This is a genomic window from Polaromonas sp. (genome assembly GCF_016185115.1).
Lineage (GTDB): Bacteria > Pseudomonadota > Gammaproteobacteria > Burkholderiales > Burkholderiaceae_C > Polaromonas.
Genome location: NZ_JACPOF010000024.1, coordinates 36,329 through 56,982, shown reverse-complemented (window position 1 = coordinate 56,982; position 20,654 = coordinate 36,329). Strand labels below are relative to the sequence as shown.

At 60.9% G+C, this 20,654-nt stretch carries 19 protein-coding genes; 14 read left to right on the top strand and 5 right to left on the bottom strand.

Annotated features, from left to right (window positions below):
* Positions 1–93 precede the first annotated feature (93 nt).
* On the top strand, positions 94–1,023 hold the full coding sequence (locus tag HYX42_RS18245) for a class I SAM-dependent methyltransferase (RefSeq protein ID WP_293405761.1): 930 nt from the start codon (positions 94–96) through the stop codon (positions 1,021–1,023).
* Between the two features lie 277 nt (positions 1,024–1,300).
* Here HYX42_RS18245 and HYX42_RS18240 read toward each other — a convergent pair whose 3' ends face one another.
* On the bottom strand, positions 1,301–2,488 hold the full coding sequence (locus tag HYX42_RS18240; RefSeq protein WP_293405759.1) for an acyl-CoA dehydrogenase: 1,188 nt from the start codon (positions 2,486–2,488) through the stop codon (positions 1,301–1,303).
* A 465-nt stretch (positions 2,489–2,953) separates the two neighbouring features.
* Here HYX42_RS18240 and HYX42_RS18235 point away from each other — a divergent pair, with 465 nt between their 5' ends.
* The 4 genes from HYX42_RS18235 (at position 2,954) to HYX42_RS18220 (ending at position 5,578) form a co-directional block, all read left to right on the top strand.
* Positions 2,954–3,856 (top strand): LysR substrate-binding domain-containing protein, encoded by a 903-nt coding sequence (locus HYX42_RS18235; RefSeq protein ID WP_293405756.1) that lies wholly within the window; start codon positions 2,954–2,956, stop codon positions 3,854–3,856.
* A gap of 155 nt (positions 3,857–4,011) precedes the next feature.
* Complete coding sequence (locus HYX42_RS18230) at positions 4,012–4,977, top strand: tripartite tricarboxylate transporter substrate binding protein (RefSeq protein ID WP_293405754.1); 966 nt, start codon at positions 4,012–4,014, stop codon at positions 4,975–4,977.
* A gap of 192 nt (positions 4,978–5,169) precedes the next feature.
* Positions 5,170–5,331, top strand: coding sequence for a hypothetical protein (locus HYX42_RS18225; protein WP_293405752.1), 162 nt, complete (start codon positions 5,170–5,172; stop codon positions 5,329–5,331).
* Positions 5,332–5,452: 121 nt separating this feature from the next.
* Positions 5,453–5,578, top strand: a complete 126-nt coding sequence (locus HYX42_RS18220) for a hypothetical protein (protein WP_293405750.1) — start codon at positions 5,453–5,455, stop codon at positions 5,576–5,578.
* Between the two features lie 53 nt (positions 5,579–5,631).
* Here the strand turns inward: HYX42_RS18220 and HYX42_RS18215 are convergent, their stop codons facing one another.
* On the bottom strand, positions 5,632–6,435 hold the full coding sequence (locus HYX42_RS18215) for a helix-turn-helix domain-containing protein (RefSeq protein ID WP_293405748.1): 804 nt from the start codon (positions 6,433–6,435) through the stop codon (positions 5,632–5,634).
* Positions 6,435–7,265 (bottom strand): IclR family transcriptional regulator, encoded by an 831-nt coding sequence (locus HYX42_RS18210; RefSeq protein WP_293405746.1) that lies wholly within the window; start codon positions 7,263–7,265, stop codon positions 6,435–6,437. Before HYX42_RS18210 ends, HYX42_RS18215 begins: the two co-directional genes overlap by 1 nt.
* A gap of 261 nt (positions 7,266–7,526) precedes the next feature.
* Between HYX42_RS18210 and HYX42_RS18205 the strand changes: the two genes are divergently transcribed.
* The 8 genes from HYX42_RS18205 (at position 7,527) to HYX42_RS18170 (ending at position 15,983) form a co-directional block, all read left to right on the top strand.
* Positions 7,527–8,009: a MaoC/PaaZ C-terminal domain-containing protein gene (locus HYX42_RS18205; RefSeq protein ID WP_293405744.1), complete on the top strand. Its 483-nt coding sequence runs from the start codon at positions 7,527–7,529 to the stop codon at positions 8,007–8,009.
* Positions 8,006–9,145, top strand: a complete 1,140-nt coding sequence (locus tag HYX42_RS18200) for an acyl-CoA dehydrogenase family protein (RefSeq protein WP_293405742.1) — start codon at positions 8,006–8,008, stop codon at positions 9,143–9,145. The genes HYX42_RS18205 and HYX42_RS18200 overlap by 4 nt, the downstream gene beginning before the upstream one ends.
* Positions 9,145–10,392 carry a CaiB/BaiF CoA-transferase family protein gene (locus HYX42_RS18195; protein ID WP_293405739.1) on the top strand — a complete coding sequence of 416 codons (1,248 nt, stop codon included), beginning with the start codon at positions 9,145–9,147 and terminating at the stop codon, positions 10,390–10,392. Before HYX42_RS18200 ends, HYX42_RS18195 begins: the two co-directional genes overlap by 1 nt.
* Positions 10,393–10,469: 77 nt before the next feature.
* The gene (locus HYX42_RS18190; protein WP_293405736.1) at positions 10,470–11,441 is read left to right on the top strand and encodes a tripartite tricarboxylate transporter substrate binding protein; all 972 of its coding nucleotides are present in this window, start codon (positions 10,470–10,472) and stop codon (positions 11,439–11,441) included.
* 10 nt (positions 11,442–11,451) lie between these two features.
* Entirely contained in the window at positions 11,452–12,654 is a 1,203-nt protein-coding gene (locus HYX42_RS18185; RefSeq protein WP_293405734.1) for a thiolase, read from the top strand.
* Positions 12,651–13,076, top strand: a complete 426-nt coding sequence (locus tag HYX42_RS18180; protein WP_293405732.1) for a Zn-ribbon domain-containing OB-fold protein — start codon at positions 12,651–12,653, stop codon at positions 13,074–13,076. Before HYX42_RS18185 ends, HYX42_RS18180 begins: the two co-directional genes overlap by 4 nt.
* A 66-nt stretch (positions 13,077–13,142) precedes the next feature.
* The gene (locus tag HYX42_RS18175) at positions 13,143–13,946 is read left to right on the top strand and encodes an enoyl-CoA hydratase/isomerase family protein (RefSeq protein WP_293405730.1); all 804 of its coding nucleotides are present in this window, start codon (positions 13,143–13,145) and stop codon (positions 13,944–13,946) included.
* A gap of 69 nt (positions 13,947–14,015) precedes the next feature.
* Entirely contained in the window at positions 14,016–15,983 is a 1,968-nt protein-coding gene (locus HYX42_RS18170; protein WP_293405728.1) for an AMP-binding protein, read from the top strand.
* A gap of 182 nt (positions 15,984–16,165) precedes the next feature.
* Here the strand turns inward: HYX42_RS18170 and HYX42_RS18165 are convergent, their stop codons facing one another.
* The gene (locus tag HYX42_RS18165; protein WP_293405726.1) at positions 16,166–16,651 is read right to left on the bottom strand and encodes a ribonuclease HI family protein; all 486 of its coding nucleotides are present in this window, start codon (positions 16,649–16,651) and stop codon (positions 16,166–16,168) included.
* Between the two features lie 126 nt (positions 16,652–16,777).
* Here HYX42_RS18165 and HYX42_RS18160 point away from each other — a divergent pair, with 126 nt between their 5' ends.
* Complete coding sequence (locus tag HYX42_RS18160; protein WP_293405724.1) at positions 16,778–17,257, top strand: toxin-activating lysine-acyltransferase; 480 nt, start codon at positions 16,778–16,780, stop codon at positions 17,255–17,257.
* Positions 17,258–17,328: 71 nt separating this feature from the next.
* On the opposite strand, the gene icmF is transcribed toward HYX42_RS18160, so the two are convergent.
* Positions 17,329–20,652: a fused isobutyryl-CoA mutase/GTPase IcmF gene (gene icmF / locus HYX42_RS18155; RefSeq protein WP_293405721.1), complete on the bottom strand. Its 3,324-nt coding sequence runs from the start codon at positions 20,650–20,652 to the stop codon at positions 17,329–17,331.
* Positions 20,653–20,654 lie beyond the last annotated feature (2 nt).

Here is a 20,654-nt window from a genome sequence, read left to right as displayed (position 1 = left end):
CTTCTGTACGCTGTTCCTGCTGCTGGCATTGCGCCCACTGCCTGTCGGTTGGTAAAGGGTTAGCTCCTAAGTGCCAAGGGGCTATGATGACGGATGAACACACCCATACAGACCGAATCCGCTACCGGCGCGCTTTTCGGTAATCTTTTTGCAGCTTATGACGACGCGAGCTTCAAGTTCTCCGTCGATCTTTTCGAACGCCGATTCCGCGATGGCGGATTTGATGTCAGTTGGTTCAAAGACAAAAAGTGTCTGGATGCCGGATGTGGGGGAGGTCGCTACAGCATTGCCATGGCCCACCTTGGTGCTTCGGCGGTTGATGGAATCGACCTCAGCGAGTTGGGCATTGCTGACGCGAAACGCCGGGCCAACGACCTGGGCGCAGCTCACGTTAACTTCCAGGTGGGCTCGGTGGCCGCACTTCCCTATGCTGACTCCACCTTCGATTGCGTCATTGCCAGTGGTGTCCTCATGCACACCACGGATCCGGTAAAGGTCCTGTCTGAGCTTTGTCGGGTGATAAAACCCGGTGGCATTCTGTACATGTTGGTGTACGCCACCGAGGGTTTGCGCTGGCCCTTGGTTCAGATGCTGAGACCCATCGCCCAGTACATCGGTTTTGAAACCATCGATGCCGCAGTCGCAAAGGCGGGCATGCTCGCGCCGCGCCGCCGCACCTACCTTGACGATCTGTTTGTTCCCTGCATTGACTTCTACACATGGCAATGCCTCGAAGGCATGCTGAAAGCGAATGGCCTTGAAAATGCCACGCGGTGGACAAGAGGTCGACTGGATCAGGAGGAGACGCTGGGTACATATGTCAAAGACCTGAGCGGATTTCTTGAGGTGTTCCAGGCGGTGCCCGGGGACGCCGCGCGCACGGCGGCGGCCATCTGCCAGAGCGTTGGAGATCACGCGACCCGGATTGCCACGGATGTGAGCGCTGGCAGGCTGAGCGAGGCTGACGGGCGGACGCAAGCGATTGGGCAGGGCCATCATCGGTTTACGGCATCCAAGGCTTGAAGGCATTGATCAGTTCAGTTCTGCAAAAGCGTGGCGCGTGTCTGATCGATAACTTTCGACTTAATGCATCGCATACGATGCATTAAAGCCCTAACGCTTCATTTGTGATGCATTACGAATTTGATCGGCCCCGCAGGAGCAAATTTCAGCATCAAAAAACGAAAAATGACCCGAAAAAGGCCATTTTTGGGCATCATTTCGGGCTACAGCCCTTTAGATACGAGCGTGAGTAGCTACTGATTTAATAGCAATTAAGTGCCGGGACACCGCCGCAGGTTCAGGAGAAAGCCGCAATCCCGGTGATCGCACGCCCAAGGATGAGTGCATGCACATCGTGCGTGCCTTCATAGGTGTTGACCACTTCCAGGTTGACCAGGTGGCGGGCCACGCCAAACTCGTCGCTGATGCCGTTGCCGCCCAGCATGTCGCGCGCCATGCGGGCGATGTCCAGCGCCTTGCCGCAGGAGTTGCGTTTCATGATGGAGGTGACTTCAACCGCCGCCGTGCCTTCGTCCTTCATGCGGCCCAGGCGCAGGCAACCCTGCAGGCCGAGTGCGATTTCGGTTTCCATGTCGGCCAGCTTTTTCTGGATCAGCTGGTTGGCGGCCAGCGGGCGGCCGAACTGCTTGCGGTCCAGCGTGTACTGGCGCGCCTTGTGAAAGCAGTCTTCCGCCGCGCCCAGTGCACCCCAGGCGATGCCGTAGCGGGCAGAGTTCAGGCAGGTGAACGGGCCCTTGAGGCCGCGCACGTCGGGGAAGGCGTTTTCTTCGGGGCAGAAAACGGCGTCCATGACGATCTCGCCGGTAATCGACGCGCGCAGGCCGACCTTGCTGTGGATGGCCGGGGCGGAAAGGCCCTTGCTGCCTTTGTCGAGGATGAAGCCGCGAATCGCGCCTTCGTCGTCCTTGGCCCAGACCACAAACACATCGGCGATCGGGCTGTTGGTGATCCACATCTTGGCGCCGGTCAGTTCATAGCCGCCGGCGACCTTGCGGGCGCGGGTGATCATGCTGCCGGGGTCGGAGCCATGGTTGGGTTCGGTCAGGCCGAAGCAGCCTATCCATTCACCGGTGGCGAGCTTGGGCAGGTACTTCTGCTTTTGTTCTTCGGTGCCGAACTCGTTGATGGGCACCATCACCAGTGAAGATTGCACGCTCATCATCGAGCGGTAGCCGGAATCCACCCGCTCAACCTCGCGCGCCACCAGGCCGTAGCAGACGTAGTTCAGGCCGGCGCCGCCGTAGGCTTCGGGGATGGTCGCACCCAGCAGGCCGAGCGCGCCCATTTCGCGAAAGATCGCGGTGTCGGTTTTTTCATGGCGAAAGGCTTCGAGCACGCGCGGCGCGAGCTGCTCCTGGCAGTAGGCGGCAGCGCTTTCGCGCACCATGCGCTCGTCGTCAGTCAGCTGCTGGTCCAGCAAAAGAGGGTCGTCCCAGTGAAAGCTGGCTTTGGATTTGGTGCTCATTGAAGTCTCCGAATAATCTGGATGGGTGAACAGGGAGGTTACAGCCGGGAAGGTGTGCATAAATCGCAATTCATGCAAGGCGGTGCTGTAACGGAATGCTGGCAAGCATAAGGTGAAAGCGGCTTGCGGACAAACGCAGATTTGGCACATGACTGTGCAAAAATGGAACTCCGTCAACGCCGTGGAGGTTAGAACTTGTCCGTGAGTAATTTGGGGTCGCGTTGGGGGTGCAATCGGGATGAGTTGGCTGCCAACATCTCGCCACATGGGCTCATGCCCATGCAAGAGATTTGGTGGCCAAATCGCCCGATTTCACCCCAACCCGCAGGGCAAGCCGATTTTCCGGCGATCTGCGTTGTTGCAAAATCGGGCAATGCATGAGCATTGCCCTGGATTTTGCGCCTAGCAGCTCATCCCGAAAATCGATTTGCGCGACCCCAAATTACTCACGGACAAGTTCTTAACATGCGCCGCAAAATACCGTCCACCACCGCGCTGGCGCTGTTCGAATCGGCCGCCCGCCACCAGAGTTTTACCCATGCCGCGCAGGAGCACGCCGTCACGCAAAGTGCCGTCTGCCGGCAGATCGCGGGCCTGGAGGACTTTCTCGACGTCAAGCTTTTCAGGCGCACCAAGCGCGGCGTGCTGCTGACTGAAGCGGGCACCAACTACGCGCGCAATGTTCGGGCAAGGCTGGATGACGTCGAGCGCGACACGCTGGAGATGATGGCCAAAGGCGGCGCTGGCGGCGCGCTTGAGGTGGGCGTGGTGCCCACCTTTGCTGCGAAATGGCTGGTGCCGCGGCTGGGCAGCTTCCAGAAGCAGCACCCCGATATCGCAGTGCACCTGTCGTCGCGCACCCGGCCCTTTTTGTTTGCAGACACGGCGCTGGACGCCGCCATCCACGCCGGCGAGGCCAACTGGCCGGGCACCGAATCGGTCTTTCTGATGGATGAAAGCATAGTCGCCGTCGGCAGCCCGGAACTTGTCACGACCCGGCGGAAACTGAAGGCCGAAGACTTCGCCAACCTCCCGCTGCTGCAGATGAGCACGCGGCCTTATGCCTGGCGGCAGTGGTTTGCCTCGCTGGGGCTGGAGGTCGCCAACGACTTGGCTGGCGCGCGCATGGAATTGTTTTCAATGACGGCAGAAGCAGCCATCCACGGCCAGGGGCTGGCGCTGATCCCGCGCTTTCTGATTGAAGAAGACCTGGCCGCCGGCCGGCTGGTGCCCCTCGTCAAACACGAGTTTTTGAGTGACAGGCGTTATTACCTGATCTACCCCGAGCAGAAGTCGGGCAACGCCGCGCTGGCGCTGTTCAGGGCCTGGCTTGAAGCCGAGGCCGCGCTGTATCGTCTGAATGCCTGAGCGGCTCCGCTTGCCCCGCAAACGAGGCCGGGCATCTTGCAAGACGAGGGCCTGAAAACACCGGGCGAATAAAATGAAGGGCTTTCCCTTTCACGCCTGCCCTTTTCAGGACTGCCGCCAGAGCAGCTCCCGACCCGACATCCACTGGAGACAACATGTTCAAGAAAATCATCACTGCCAGCCTGATGGCGCTGGCCCTGGTCACGGCCGCGCAGGCCCAGCCTTACCCCAACAAGCCGATCCGCCTGGTCATTCCCTTCCCACCCGGCGGCGGCACCGACATCCTGTCGCGCCTGGTGGCCCAGAAGCTGACCGAAGCCAACAAGTGGAATGTTGTGCCCGACAACCGCGGCGGCGCCGGCGGCACCATAGGCATTGCAGAAGCTGCACGCGCAGCGCCCACCGGCTATGACATGGTCATGGGCCAGAAAGACAACCTCGTCGTCGCGCCCTGGCTCTACAAAAACCTCAGCTACGACCCGACCAAAGACCTGGTCGCTGTCGCCCATGTGGCTTACACGCCCGTTGTCATCGTCACCGGCGTGCAGTCGCGCTTCAAGACCCTGGCCGATGTGGTGGCTGCCGCCAAAGGCAAGCCCGACACCGTCACCTATGGCTCGCCCGGCAACGGCACCACCATTCACCTGGCAGGTGAAATCTTCAACACCGCCGCAGGCATCAAGCTGCGCCACATTCCGTACAAGGGTTCCAACCCCGCCATGATGGACGTGCTGGCCGGCAATGTCGATTTGATGGTTTCGTCGCTGCCATCAGCCATCAGCCAGATCAAGGCCGGCAAGCTGCGCGCGCTGGCCGTCACCTCGGCCAAACGCAGCACCTCCATGCCCGACATCCCGACCGTCGCCGAGCTCGGCTACAAGGACTTCGACGTCAGCACCTGGTATGGCCTGTTCATGCCCGCCGGCACGCCCAAAGAGATCGTCACCACCATGAACGCCGAGGTCAACAAGCTGCTGGCCACCAACGACATGAAGGCCGCCGTGCACGCCCAGGGCGCTGAAGTGCTGAACATGACGCCTGACCAGTTTTCGAACCTGTTGAAGACGGATTACGTCAAATGGAAAGACATCGTAAAGGCGTCTGGTGCAACGATTGAGTGAGCCCCCACGGTCGCTCACTTCGTGTAGCTTCCTGCCCCCCGAGGGGGCCGTCGCCTGCAGCCCGGCGAAGCCGGTTCTGCGGCTGGCTTATAGCCGCTAGCTGGGTTTTGCCCCCCCGTCTGAGGATGCCTTTGGCTCCTTTACAGGTAATAGCTTAAAATCCCCGGTTAGCCCTTTTATACGGAGTCCTCCATGTCCAAGAAAATTCGAGTCGAGGCCGACATCTGCGCCCCGAAACCAGTCCCTCCAAAGGGCTACACCATCACCACCGGCCGCGGCCAGAAGATCAGCCTTGAGCGCGGTTCACACACCCGCAGCAAGAAGAACCCAGGCAAGCGCCCCCATCAGGGTTGAGCCGGTTTGCTGATGCGGCCTGCGGGCTGCAGTCATTAGAAGAGCGCCTTTGAGGCGCTTTTTTTTGTGCCTGACCGGTTGGTTTGACCGCAGACCGGCGCGATAGTGGCTCAGTTTCGCGATGGCGGTGTTGTCGGCGATCCGCAAGGCCGGTATCAAGCCGCTGTTGCTGGCGCTGATTTTGTTTGCCTTGCTGGTGATTGGCGGGGCGGTGATGAATCGCTGGCCGTATCAGTGGCTGGGTTGAGTTGCGGGTGGTTGGCGTCGCTTGCCGAGTCTGGCCGCCTCCTTTGGAAAACGTCAGCGTCGCGTTCGTTGCATCGCATCACGGATCTCATCGGCCGCCTCGCGCAAGGCCGCGCAGCATTCTGGAGAGAAGGCTGCCTGTGCGGGTGCTGCGCCAGAAATCGTGAAACCAATCGACGCCGCTGAACCGTCGCGCATGATCAGCGGTGTGGCAATCATGGCCACGCCTCTACGCCAGTCATCCTGTGAGAAGCAGATGCCGCCTTTTTCAATGTCGTGAAAGGCTTGGTAGATTTTGGCTGCCTGTGAACTGCCCCCAGCTGCCGGCGCGTGCTGACGCAGCCGCGCTAGCCACTCGCCCTGTACTGCGGGCTGCTGGGTCCAGAGCCAGGCGCAACCCAATGCGGTTGTGGCGACAGGCAGCGACAGGCCCGCACCCAGGGGCAATGGGCTGGCCAAACTGCCCGCAGCGTGTTGCAGCACAAGCATGTCCTCTCGCTCGGAAACGCAAAGCAGCGCGTGCACCTTGAAGCGGTCGGCAATGGTCTGCAGTACCGAACCTGACCTGCGCACAAGCTGTGAGCTCCCTAGAAAGGCCTGGCCCACAAACAGGCACTCGACATCGAGGCTGAAGTCGTCAGTGCCCTGCACCCGGCGCAAAAAACCATGCATCTCCAGTGTCTGCAGCAGGCGCAGCGTGGTGTTGCGCGGCAAATCAAGTCTGGAGGCGAGTTCTCCTGCGCCCAGGATGTCTTCGCTGGGGCGGAAACAGCGCAGCGCCTCCAGCCCGCGCTGCAGTGAGTCAACTGCGGCAGCCGGGGCGGGACGCGTAGCGGCGGGACTGGTGCGGCGGCGCATCAGGCGGTATTCCCGGACGTTGTTGCCAATGCGGCCGGCTGCGAGGCGTCATCCTCAAGCTGCTGCCGCAATGCCATCAACTTTGGACCAAGCTCCGTTTCACAGCGTTCGCGCGGATATCGGAAAGCAGGCACCGCAATACCCAGCACATATAGGCCTTGCGCACGCGGGAGTTTGACAATGGTGGCGACGCCCAGCAGATCAGGTTCCAGCTCGCTGATCGTCATGCAAAAACCTGACTGGCGAATCTGGGCCGCAGCCTCCTCCATGTCTGCGAAGAAGTTCTGCCTCGGGTAATGCTGGTTGATCTCTTCAAGTACCGCCGCCCGCACCGGGGGCTCGAGCGATGCTGCCCATGCACGGCCCATGGCGGAGTAGGGCAGTGCGACGCGCGAGCCAACTTCGAGTCGGACTGTGAGCGCGCCCCGCCCACGGCAGAGCACTTGGCAGACCATGACCATGGCGTCGCGCACCGACAGCACGACCATCAGGTCTTCCTGGTCTGCAAAAAGCTGCATGCGTTCGCGTGCGCGCAGACGCACGTCCAATGTCGACAGCGTCCCGAAGCCAAGACCGAGTGCGCCGGTACCCAACTGGTACTGGGTTTTTTCGGGCAGATAGTCTAGGTAGCCAAGCCGCATGAGTGTGGCTGTGATGCGGGAAACCGTAGGTTTGGGCAGACCCGTGGATTCGGCGAGCTCGCTGTTGGTAAGTGGCGCATTGCGCGGGCAGAACGCTTTCAGCAAGGCCAGACCGCGCGACAACACCCGTACCGCATCGGCGCCTGCGGCATTGTTTTTACGGTCAATTTCAGGGTTTGCAGCGCGCATTGGGGTAAGTCCCAGTATGTGTTAATTTAAAACGAAATTAGAAAAAATAAAAAGAAATGAAATTAGAAATTTGGCAGCAGTAGTACGGCTCATGCTAGCACGAGAGCAAGTTTTCACTTGTGAAATTTCGTTGAGTTTCAAAATTTCGGCGTTGATAAATTCGAACTTACGGCGCTATTAAATGAAATTTATGTTTACAAAACGGAATAAAAGCCTAGGATGCAGGACGGATTTCAGTGTTTTTTTGGAGTGTTCACAGACATGTTTAACCTGCCATTCAATGAACTCGCGCTGGGACAGCGCACCCGCTCAAGAGGGCGCACGATCACCGAGACCGACGTGGTTAATTTCTGCAGCCTGACCGGCAACTGGCTGGATATTCATGCCGACGCCGAGTTCTCCAAAAAGAGCAAGTTCGGCCAGCGCGTGGTGCAGGGCGGGCTTGTGTTCGTTATCAGCAATGCCCTGTTCGGCTATGACGGCGGCATCATCGAAGCCTTCTACGGCGTCAACAACCTGCGGTTCCTCAAACCGACCTTTATCGGCGACACGCTTCACTCAGAGGCGGAGATCACGGGCTTGCGTGACAAGGGCGACAAACACGGCGTTGCGACGGCGTTGCTCAAGGCGGTGAACCAGCACGGTGACGTGGTGATGAGCTGCGACTTCAGCGTGCTTGTGCATCGGGAACGCGTGCCGGGCTCCATCCCCGTGACCGGTGCATTTACCGGAGTGCCAGCATGAACTTCCTGAGCGAAGAGCAGCAGTACTGGCAGGAAACGGTTGCCCGTTTCATGGAAAAGGAAATCGGGGCCGACTATGTGCTGCGCTGCGACACCGCCCGTGAGTATCCCTATGAAGCTTATGAGAAAGTGGCCAAAGCGGGCTGGCTCAAGCTCCTGATCCCGGAAGACCAGGGCGGTGATGGCGGCTCGATTTTTGAGTACGCACTGATGTGTGAAGGTCTGGCGCGCTACGGCTTTGACTTTGCAACAGCTTTCATGGTGTCGACCTTTACCGCCATGAATATCGTCAAGTTTGGAACGAAGGCGCAGCAGGAAAAATACCTGCCTGCCTACATGCGCGGCGAGATCCGTTTTTCAATTTCCATCTCCGAGCCTTCTGCCGGATCTGATGCTGCCAGTACCCGCACGCGTGCCGAACTGCGTGACGATGGCTGGGCCATCACCGGGCAGAAGCTCTGGTGTTCGGGTGCGGCAGCCAAAAATGCCGTCATCGCCATGCTTGTACGCACCGACGCAGCAGCTGCCAAACACAAGGGGTTGTCAGTGCTGCTGGTGCCCAATGACACACCCAAGGTCGACATCCGCAAGTTGCCCACGATGGCAAGGCGCGCAACGGGCACGACCGAAATTTTTCTCGATGGAGCCGTGGTGCCGGCGGGAAATATTCTTGGCGAAGCGGGCGGTGGCTGGAAGATCATCACCGACCATCTTGAGCTGGAGCGCATTGCCGTTGCCGCTGCCTATGTGGGCAACGCCCAGCAGGCCGTCAGCGATGCGCTGCGTTATGCGCACGAACGTATCCAGTTCGACCGGCCCATCTTCGAGTTCCAGTCGATACGTCACATGCTGGCCGACATGCAAACCGCCGTAGATGCGGCGCGCCTGATGGTGTACCGCGGCGCCGACATGGCCTCGCGCCATGAGCCTTGTACACGGGAAGTCAGCATGGCCAAGCTGCTGGCCTCTGAAACCCTGCAGACGGTGACCCGCCAGGGCATGCAGATTCTGGGTGGCCACAGCATGCTGCCCGAGTCACACATGGAGCGTTACTTCCGTGAAGGCATGCAGGCCACGATAGGCGGGGGCACCTCGCAGATACAGCGCACCATCATTTCCAAGGCCATGGGTATCTGATGCCTGCTGCCGCAACGACCGCTTTCACCGGTCCGCTGGCTGGCGTGCGGGTGCTCGACCTGTCCCGTGTCCTGGCCGGGCCCTGGGCCACCCAGGCGCTGGCCGACATGGGCGCCGAGATCATCAAGATCGAGCAGCCTGGCAGCGGCGACGACACGCGCCGCATGGGGCCACCGTTTATCCGTGACAAGGACTCGGGCAGGGACACGGACGCCGCCTACTTCCTTGCCTGCAATCGGGGAAAACAATCGGTCGCGATAGATATCGCCACGCCGCAAGGCCAGCAGCTGGTGCGCGCGCTTGCGGCAAAGTGTGATGTGCTGGTGGAAAACTTCAAGGTCGGGGGCCTGAAGAAGTACGGGCTCGACTATGAATCACTGAAGGCCGAGCTGCCGGGCCTCGTGTACTGCTCGATCACAGGCTTTGGCCAGACCGGCCCCTACCGTAAACGAGCCGGCTACGACTTTCTGATACAGGGCATGGGCGGCCTGATGAGTGTCACCGGTGAGCGTGACGGCCAGCCCGGCGGCGGGCCGCAAAAGGCCGGGGTTGCGCTCGCCGACATCATGTCCGGCATGTATGCGGCGCTGGCCATCGTGTCGGCACTGCGTCACCGCGACAGTGGCGGCGGCGGCCAGCAGATAGACATCGGCCTGCTTGACGTGCAGGTGGCCGTGCTTGCCAACCAGGCGATGAATTACCTGACGACGGGCGTGGCGCCCGGGCGAACCGGCAACGGCCACCCGAACATTGCGCCCTACCAGAGCTTTCCCGCATCCGACGGCCACCTGATCCTGGCGATTGGCAACGACGGGCAGTTTCGCCGCATGGCTCAGGCCATGGGCAGGCCCGACATGGCAGAAGACCCGCGCTTTCGCACCGTTGCCCTGCGGCTTGAAAACTCGGCTGCGTTGCTACCGGTACTGGAGGCTATCACGGCCACCCGCAGCATCGACGAATGGGTAGCGGTGATGGAGGCGGTTGATGTGCCCTGTGGGCCCATCAACACCATAGACCGCGTCTTTGCCGACCCCCAGGTCAAGGCCCGCGGTATACAGATGGCGTTGCCGCACCGCAGCGCCGGCAGCGTTCCGTCGGTGGCCAATCCGATACGTTTTTCAGCCACGCCCGTCACTTACCGCAATGGCCCGCCCACCCTGGGTGAGCACACCAGCGAGGTACTGGGCCGCATCCTCGGCGACGACCATGAAGCGGTACGCGCCTGGACACAGGCGCAGCCGCCCTGACCGGCCTGGCCCTGCCGTGTCGCTACCGTTTCCCCTGTCAACGATACATCCCTTCTTCATTCAGCCGAAAGAACACCATGAAAACATTGAGACAAATCGGATGCGTTTTCCTCGGGCTTGCTGCGCTGGCCTGGAACCCTGCGCACAGCCAGGCGTGGCCCGCTGCGAAGCCCATATCGATGATCGTGCCGGCGGGCGCCGGTGGCGTCACGGACGGTGTTGCGCGGGTAATCGCGCAATGGCTGACCGAGCGCCTCGGCCAGTCGGTGGTGGTTGAAAACCGCGCCGGTGCCGGTGGCATGCTGGGGGTCACCGTCGCATCCAAGGCCAAAGCCGACGGCTACACGCTCATGATTGGCACCAACACCACCATGGCTGCCAATGTGCACCTGTATAAAAGCCATCCGGTCGATCCGCTCAAGGACTTCACACCGTTGGCGCTGGTCGTCGACACCCCATTTGTTCTGTTGGTGCCGGCCAACTCTCCGTACAAAAGCGTCGGCGACCTGGTGGCTGCGGCCAAGGCTGCGCCCGGCAAGCTCAACTACGGCTCTGGTACCAGTTCGGCGCTGCTGTGCACCGAACTGCTCAAGTCCATCGCCGGCGTCGATCTCGTCAAGGTGCCTTACAAGGCATCACCGCAGGCCCTCACCGACATCATGGGAGGCCAACTCGATGTCCTGTGCGAACCCCTGGCCAGCAGCCAGGGCAATATGAGCACGGGCCGTGTGCGGGCTCTCGCGCTGACGGGTGCCAAACGTTCCGGACTGGCACCTGATCTTGAAACCGTCGCTGAAGCAGGTTTTCCCGGTATGGACTACACCGCATGGATAGGCTTCTGGGCGCCTGCCGGTTTGCCCAAGGAGATTGCCACTCGCTTGTCTGATGAAATCCTCGCTAGCCTCAAGGATCCGGAAGTGCTGAAAAAGATGCGCGCGCTGGGCTCCGACCCGCGTCCGACCGGTCCCGAGGCTTTCACCGCCTTGCAGCGTGCCGAGATGGTGAAGGTCGGCAACGTGGTCAAAGCTGCGCGCATCGCTGCCGAATAGAACTCAGGCCATGGCAGCGACACAAGCTCCGCAGGTCGGCTCCACCATCCGTGGCAAGACCGCGATCGTGGGCGCGGGCCGCTCTGATGTGGGGCGGGTGCCGGGCAAGAGCGTGATGGCGCTGGCCGCACAGGCGGCAAAGGCCGCGCTGGCCGATGCGGGCATGGTGCGCGGCAATATCGACGGTGTGCTGTGCAGTGCTGCCTTTGCAGCGTCCTTTCACCGTTTCAGTGTGGCCTTCAGCGAATACATGGGCATTGTGCCAACGTTCTCAAACACGTTGCAGGTGTCCGGCGCGACGGCGGCGACGATGTTCAATGTGGCGGCTGCAGCGATAGCCGGGGGGCTGGCCAGAAATATTCTGGTTGTCGGCGCCGATAGTCTGCTCACGGGCCTGTCGCCAGACCTCGCCCTGCGTGCGATGACCGAAAGCCGTGACCAGCAGTACGAAATGCCCTTCGGCATTCCGGTAGCCAACACTTTCGCGATGACAGCGCACCGCCACATGAAGGAGTTCGGCACGACCGCCGAACAGTTCGCAAAGGTTGCCGTCATACACCGCGAGCACGCACGCCGCACACCGGGTGCGCAGATGACGACGCCTATTACGGTCGACGACGTATTGAACTCCGGCATGGTCACAACGCCGTACCACAAGCTGGATTGCTCGCTGATCTCCGACGGGGCTGCAGCTTTTGTCATCACGTCTGCAGACCACGCCCGAAGCGGAACACTCAAGCCGCCGGTCTATATCCTGGGCGCGGGTGAATGCTACACACACGAGCATGTTTTCCTGATGCCTTCGCTGACCACCACGGGCGCGGTGCAGTCCGCGCAAAAGGCCTATGCGATGGCCGGGTACTCTGCAAGGGACATTGACGTGGCCGGCATTTACGACTGCTTTACCGGTACTGTGATCATGATGCTGGAGGACTTGGGCTTTTGCCCCAAGGGCGAGGGCGGGCGTTTTGTAGATGACGGGCAGATCACCTATGGTGGCACTATCCCCTGCAACACGCATGGTGGGCTGCTGTCCTTTGCACATCCGGGCATGCCTGGGTCGCTGTTTCACTTTCTGGAGGTCGTTCAGCAACTGCGTGGTGAGTGCGGTGAACGGCAGGTCGCCGGTGCCCGGCTGGCGCTGGTGCACAGCTTGGGCGCAGGTTTTGCCACGCAAGCCACCACGATTCTCGGAACGGAGGTAACGTTGTGAACCGTATCGATCCCGCAGATGCCCACGTCAAGTCTCTTCCCGTCCCTGACGCGGACACCGCCGCATACTGGCAGGGCCTGAAGGAAGGGCGATTATTGCTGCAGCACTGCCTGGACTGCGGCCACATCCAGTTTTACCAGCAGGCCATTTGCCGTCAGTGTGGCAGAGAGAGTCTGGAGCATAGACCCGCCAGCGGCTTGGGCAAGGTGCATTCATTCAGCGTGGTGCACCGCGCACCAGGCCCGGCCTTCAAGCAGGACGTGCCCTATGCGGTGTTGCTGGTCGAGCTTGACGAAGGTCCGCGCATGATCAGTTCCCTGGTAAAGGCGCCTGTAGACAGTGTGAACTTTGACATGCGCGTGCAATTGGTATGCGAAGACGCCGGCGGTGGCATCACGCTGCCGCGTTTCAGACCCGTATGAGGTTGCTGGACTCTTGTTGATGCCGGCTTGCCATTTTCTTAAAAGACCGACCGCCAAGGATATGCAATGACTTTTGATGATTTCCAGTTCCTGAAATTCGAGCGCAAACCCCAGGGCGTCTTGCTCATCACCATCAACCGGCCCGAGGTGTTCAATGCCACCAATGCGCGGTTGCACTGGGAGCTGACCAAGGTCTGGGCGGCCGTCACGGACGATGCCGAGACCAAGGTCGCGGTCATCACCGGCGCCGGCGATCAGGCATTTTCTGCAGGCGGCGACCTGGAGTGGGTCTCCACCATGGTTGGCAACCCGGCGGTTGTGGCCACAACGCTGACTGAGGCATCGGAAGTGGTCTACAACATGATGGCCTGCGACAAGCCCATCATCTCGGCCATCAATGGAGTCGCCGTGGGCGCAGGGCTGGCTGTTGCCTTTCTGGCTGACATCAGCATCATGGCGGAAGAGGCCAGGGTTACAGACGGCCACGTCAAGATAGGCGTTGCCGCCGGCGACCATGCCGCGATCTGCTGGCCACTGCTGTGCGGGCTTGCCAAGGCCAAGTACTACCTGCTGACCGGCGACTTCATCAATGGCAAGGAGGCTGAGCGCATTGGCCTCGTCAGCCTGTGCGTGCCGCGCGCCGAGCTGATGGACAAGGCGATGGCAGTGGCCAACAAGCTGGCCATGGGAAGCCAGCAGGCGATACGCCTGACAAAACGCTCGCTGAACGGGTGGATGAACATGGCACGCCCGATATTTGAAAGCTCGCTGGCCATGGAGATGCTGTGCTTCCTGGGTGAGGACGCGGCAGAGGGCGTGGCCGCCGTGCGCGAAAAACGCGCGCCCAACTTCCCTTCGGCCCGGCGGTGATGTACGCGCCGGCCGGCAACAAGGGTGGCAAGGAAGCGCGACAGCAATGACCAGGCAAAGAGGACATCGGTGAGCTTCACAAAACCCCCGTTTGAATGGCTGCCGTCGGCCGAAGGCATGGCTGGCTCCAACCTCGGCGCCTTCCTTGAAAAAACCGGCGAGGCAGACCTGGCGTCCCTCAGTGAACACGCCGATGCCGATCCAGCCTGGTTGATGCAGCAGGTGATGGATTTTTGCGACTTCCGTTTCTACAAACCTTGGACGCAGATGCTGGACACCTCCGCCGGCATAGAGCGGGCCAGCTGGTGCGTGGGCGGCACGACCAACATCGTGCTCAACTGCCTCGACAGGCACCGTGGAACGCCAACCTGGGACCAGACCTACCTGGTATGGGAGGGCGAAGACCCGCAGGCGCAGCGCACTCTGACTTACCGCGAATTTGACGCAGAAGTCTGCCGGCTGGCGGGAGCGCTTCAGGCCCTGGGCATAGGCAGGGGCGACCGCGTGGGCCTCTTCATGCCCAACCTGCCGGAGACCTTTATCGCCTTTTTTGCCGTGTTGAAGATAGGCGCCATCGTGATGCCGCTGTTCTCGGGCTTCGGACCGCAGCCGCTGATTGCACGCCTGAACGACGGCGAGGCCAAAGCCGTGCTGACGGTCGATGGAACCTGGCGGCGCGGCTCGCCCGCGTTGATGAAACCCGTGCTGGACGAAGCCTTGCTGTCCGTGTCTAGCGTCAGGACTGTGCTGGTGCTTCGCCACCTGGGTGATGCAGCGGAGTGCGCGATGAACGCCGGGCGCGATCATGACTGGTCCACCGCCGTGCGACCACAGCCGACCGACATGGTCACGGCCGAGATGGATGCGGAAGCGCCGTCGGTGCTGCTCTACACATCGGGCACGACCGGAAAACCCAAGGGTTGTGTGTGGACCCATGTGGGCTTTCTGGCGTCTATGGTGACGCGCGACATGCACATCTGTGCCGACTTCAGGGCCAGCGACCGCTTCTTTTTCATGAGTGACATGGGCTGGATGGTGGGCGCGATGTGCGCATGCATACCGGCCTATTTCGGCGGCAGCCTGCTGGTGGCCGAGGGCACGCCCGATTACCCCGACAGCGGCCGCTTCTGGCGCCTGCTGCAGAACCACAAGGTGACCTACGTAGGCGTTGCACCCACCCTGATACGCAGCCTGATGCGCAACGGTGACGAGGAAGTCGGGCGCTACGACCTGTCTGCCCTGCGCGTCACGGTGTCGGCCGGTGAGGTCTGGACACACGCCCCCTGGCACTGGTTTTTCGAGCATGTCTGCAAGCGCAAGCTGCCCTTCCTCAACATCGTGGGCGGCACCGAAGTCGGTGGCTGCAACTTCGTCGGCACCCTGCATGGGCCGCTACGGCCCGGCTCTTTCGACCTGCGCGGGCTGGGGGCCGGCGTGGCTATTGTCGACAGCAGCGGCAAACCGGTGGTGGACGGACAGATAGGTGAACTTGCCCTGTTCAATCCCAACATCGGAATGACCAAGAGCCTGTGGCGCGATGAAGAGCGTTACCTTGACAGCTACTGGCGCACCATTCCCGGCCTGTGGGTCCACGGTGACCTGGCCATGCGCGATGCGGACGGCCTTTATTACATCCTTGGCCGCAGCGACGACACCATCAAGATATCCGGCAAGCGCACCGGCCCTTCGGAAATAGAGACTCTGCTGACCGCCACCGGAAAGATCTCGGAAGCCGCCGTCATCGGCGTGCCGGATGAGCTCAAGGGCTCCGCCATCGTCTGCGTCTGCGTGCCCATGCCGGGCGTGCCGGCGGACGCTGCGCTGGAGCGGGAACTGGCTGAGGCGGTGGTGCAAGGCATGGGCAGTTCCTACCGGCCCCGGCAGGTCTTGCTGGTTGGCGACCTGCCCAAGACACGCAACATGAAGATCATGCGCCGTGTCGTTCGTGCGCTGGTGTGCGGCGACAGCCCCGGTGACCTCTCATCACTGTCCAATCCTGAGGCAGTCAGGGCCCTGCAGCTTGTGCTGGACAACTGACATGACGCTGGAGATGCTATCGTATTTGTAGCTGCTCATGCTCGTATTTATTGGTCTACAGCCTGTTTTGACCCATGAAAATGGTCAAAAAAGGCTTGTGACGGCTTTTTTGAAGGCCTTCGGTTACGGCGGCATCTGAAAATGTAAAGTTGACTTTACATTTGCGCTTGATCCCGCAGGGTTCAGCCCTTGCGCTTGCGGCCCTTGCCGGGTTTGGCGATGGGCCGGGGCGGCAGGCCCGCTGCGTTGCGCGCCAGCGCGTCGGCCTCGCTGTTGCGGTGCTGGGGTATCCACTTCACGGTGCTGCCGCTGAACGCTGCCAGCTGCGCGCGCATTTCCGTGAACAGGGCATCCAGCCGCTCAATCGGCTGCCCGCCATCGCCGGTGAGCTGGTCCACCACCACGCGGCTGTCGCTGTGGATGCGCACGCAGTCCGCGCCCAGGCGTTTCGCCTCATGCAGCGCCGCCATCATGGCGCGCGCTTCGGCTTCGTTATTGCAGCCCTTGCCGGTGGCTGTCTCCGACAGCGTGTGGCGTGTGCCATCAGGCCCAATCAGGATTGCACCCAAACCCATATTGCCCGGATTCGGGAACGCACTGCCGTCGCAATGCAAGAGCCAGGCGTTGCTGACGGCTGGTGCTGGCGGGTCGGGTTTGTCACTGTCCATAGTGTCGAATTGTTGCGTGACGCTGCTCCTGAGCTGAAGCAAATTCTCCGATGAGTTGTTTGGGCCAGAATTGGTTAATTCCTTACTCCCGGTTCGGATAACTCAATAACGAAATACGCAGTAAATATGACAGATAAAAACGCCGAAGCTCTGGCGGCACTAGACCAGGCCAAAGACGCATTAGCCAAGCTGCCCATTCTTGGCCCGGCCATGTGGCTATATGCCAGAGACCCTGTCAAGAAGTTCATGTTGGTCGGAGACATTGATTGGGCCTTGCTCCCGCCCGTCGTGCTGGATCAGTACCGGCTTTATACCAAGGGTGGCTTGCCCTATGCTTTTGTCACCTGGGCTTTGGTCAGTCCGGAGGTCGCACAACGGTTGCGCTCAACACAATCCAAAATAGCGCCTCACGAATGGAGGTCTGGTGAGGAAGTCTGGCTGATCGATGCAATCGCGCCTTTCGGCCAGCTTGAAGAAACGGTCAAGGAAGTGGTCGAGAAGAACTTCGCAGGCAAAACGGTCTATGCGCATTTGCCTGATCCGGCGCATCCAGGCACCTACGTGTTACGCGAGTGGCCAGCGGTGCCAGGCTCAACGCTTCATTGACGGGGAACCAGGATAACTATCTCGGCCCCTCTGAGAGTACTCCCTTGACACTACCCGGCTGCCCCACAAAGTCACATATTTCGCCGATACTGCCCACCGACTTCAAACAGCGCATTGGTGATCTGGCCCAGTGAGCAGACGCGCACCGCGTCCATCAGTACTTCAAACACGTTGAGGTTTTCAATCACGGCCTGCTGCAGGCGCTTGAGCATGGCAGGTGATTCCTTCGCATGCAGGGCGTGGAAGGCATCCAGGCGCTTGAGCTGGTTCTGTTTTTCTTCGTCGGTCGAACGGGCCAGTTCCAGCTTGTCCTGCACCGCGTCGCCGTGCGGGTTGCGGAAGGTGTTGACGCCAATGATGGGCAGTTCGCCCGTGTGTTTCAGCATCTCGTAGTGCATGGACTCGTCCTGGATGCGGCCGCGCTGGTAGCCGGTCTCCATCGCCCCCAGCACGCCGCCGCGTTCGGCAATGCGCTCGAACTCCAGCAGTACGGCTTCCTCGAGGAGTTCGGTCAGTTCTTCAATGATGAAGGCGCCCTGTGAGGGGTTTTCGTTTTTGGCCAGGCCCCATTCACGGTTGATGATGAGCTGGATGGCCATGGCGCGACGCACCGATTCTTCGGTCGGCGTGGTGATGGCTTCATCAAATGCGTTGGTGTGCAGCGAGTTGCAGTTGTCGTAAATCGCGATCAACGCCTGCAGCGTGGTGCGGATGTCGTTGAACTGGATTTCTTGCGCGTGCAGGCTGCGACCTGATGTCTGGATGTGGTATTTCAGCTTCTGGCTGCGCTCGTTGGCGCCGTATTTCTCCTTCATCGCCACGGCCCAGATGCGGCGCGCCACGCGGCCCATCACGGTGTATTCGGGGTCCATGCCGTTGCTGAAGAAGAAGGAGAGGTTGGGCGCGAAGTCGTCGATGTGCATGCCGCGCGCCAGGTAGGCTTCGACGAAGGTGAAGCCGTTGGACAGCGTGAAGGCCAGTTGCGATATCGGGTTGGCACCTGCTTCTGCAATGTGGTAACCGCTGATCGAGACGCTGTAGAAATTGCGCACCTTGTTGTGCACAAAGTACTGGGCGATGTCGCCCATCACCTTGAGGCTGAACTCGGTCGAGAAGATGCAGGTGTTCTGGCCCTGGTCTTCTTTCAGGATGTCGGCCTGCACGGTGCCGCGCACGTTCTCCTGCACCCATTCGCGGATCTTTGCGGCCTCGGTCGCCGTCGGGTCGCGGCCGTTGTCTTTTTTGAACTTGTCCAGGTTCTGGTCGATGGCAGTGTTCATGAACATCGCCAGGATGGACGGCGCCGGGCCGTTGATGGTCATGGACACCGAGGTCGACGGGTTGCACAAATCAAAACCGTCGTACAGCACCTTCATGTCGTCCAGCGTGGCGATGGACACGCCCGAGTTGCCGACCTTGCCGTAGATGTCGGGCCGCAGGTGCGGGTCGTTGCCGTAGAGCGTGACCGAGTCGAAGGCGGTGGACAGGCGCTTGGCGGCCATGCCTTCGCTGAGCAGCTTGAAGCGGGTGTTGGTGCGGAAAGGGTCGCCCTCACCGGCGAACATGCGGGTCGGGTCTTCGCCTTCGCGCTTGAAGGCGAAGGTGCCGGCGGTGTAGGGGTAGCTGCCGGGCACGTTGTCCAGCATCAGCCACTTGAGGATTTCGCCGTGGTCTTCGTACTGGGGCAGGGCCACCTTGCGTATGGTGGTGCCCGAGAGTGATTTGGTGGTCAGCGCGGTGCGGATTTCCTTGTCGCGGATCTTCACCACGTATTCATCACCGGCGTAGGCGGCCTGCATGTCGGGCCACTGGGCCAGCAGCGCTTTGGCGTCGCCGTCCATGCGGTTCTTGCGCGTGACTGCGAGGTCGAGCGTGGCCTCGGCTGCAGGGGCGCGTTCGGGCTTGTCTGCCTTGAGCATGACTGCAGCAGATTCAAGCTGTTGCACTTCGCGCGCCAGCTTGGCTTGGGCCCTGGCGCGCTTTTTGTAGCCGCGTACCGTGTCGCTGATCTCGGCCAGATAGCGGGTGCGCGCGGCGGGTACCACGGGCGTCTGGTTGGTGCTGTGGCGCACATTCACCTGTGGCAGGGCGCTGTCGCCGAGCTTGAGGCCGAGTTCTGCCAGCCGGGGCTTGAGCGCCTGGTAGAGGGCCGTCACGCCGTCGTCGTTGAAGCGTGCGGCCATGGTGCCGAAGACCGGCATTTTTTCGGTCGGCGTGGTCCAGGCTTCCTTGTTGCGCTGCACCTGCTTGGCGACATCGCGCAATGCATCGAGCGAGCCCTTGCGGTCAAATTTGTTGATGGCGATGAACTCGGCAAAGTCCAGCATGTCGATTTTTTCAAGCTGGCTGGCGGCACCGAACTCGGGCGTCATGACATACATGGGCACATCGACGTGCGGCACGATGGCGGCGTCGCCCTGGCCTATGCCTGAGGTCTCCACCACGATCAGGTCAAACGCTGCGCACTTGCAGGCGGCAATCACATCAGGCAGGGCCTGGCTGATTTCGGAGCCGAAATCGCGCGTGGCCAGCGAACGCATGAAGACGCGTTGACCAGTGTCAGCATTTTTCTTGCCTGCCTGGGGAACAGTCCATGGGTTGATGGCGTTCATGCGGATGCGGTCGCCCAGCAATGCGCCGCCGCTCTTGCGGCGTGACGGGTCTATGCTGATGATGGCGATGCGCAGCTTGTCGTTCTGGTCCAGGCGGAAGCGGCGGATCAGCTCGTCTGTAAGTGAGGACTTGCCTGCGCCGCCGGTGCCCGTGATGCCGAGCACGGGGATGTTTTTGGTGGCGGCCTGGGTGCGGATTTTTTCAACCAGCCCGGCGTCGGCTTTATCGTTTTCAAGCGCGGTGATCATCTGCGCCAGTGCGCGCCAGTTCATCTCGCCATGGCCTTCGATGGCCTTGATGTCCTTGGGTGCGAAACCGGTGAGGTCCTTGTCGCAGCGCATGACCATCTCGCCGATCATGCCGGCCAGGCCCATCTTTTGGCCGTCTTCAGGACTGAAGATGCGGGCCACGCCATAGGCCTGCAGTTCGCGTATTTCGGGCGGCACGATGACGCCGCCGCCGCCGCCAAACACCTGGATGTGCTCGCCGCCGCGGCTTTTGAGCAGGTCAACCATGTATTTGAAGTATTCGACATGCCCGCCCTGGTAGGAGCTGATGGCAATGCCCTGCGCGTCTTCCTGCAGCGCAGCCGTGACAACCTCGTCAACGCTGCGGTTGTGGCCCAGGTGAATGACCTCTGCGCCCATGCTCTGCAGTATGCGGCGCATGATGTTGATGGCGGCGTCGTGGCCGTCAAACAGGGATGCGGCGGTGACAAAACGCACCTTGTGCGTGGGGCGATAGTTGGCGAGTGCCTTGTATTCGGCGGACAGGTCGGTCATGT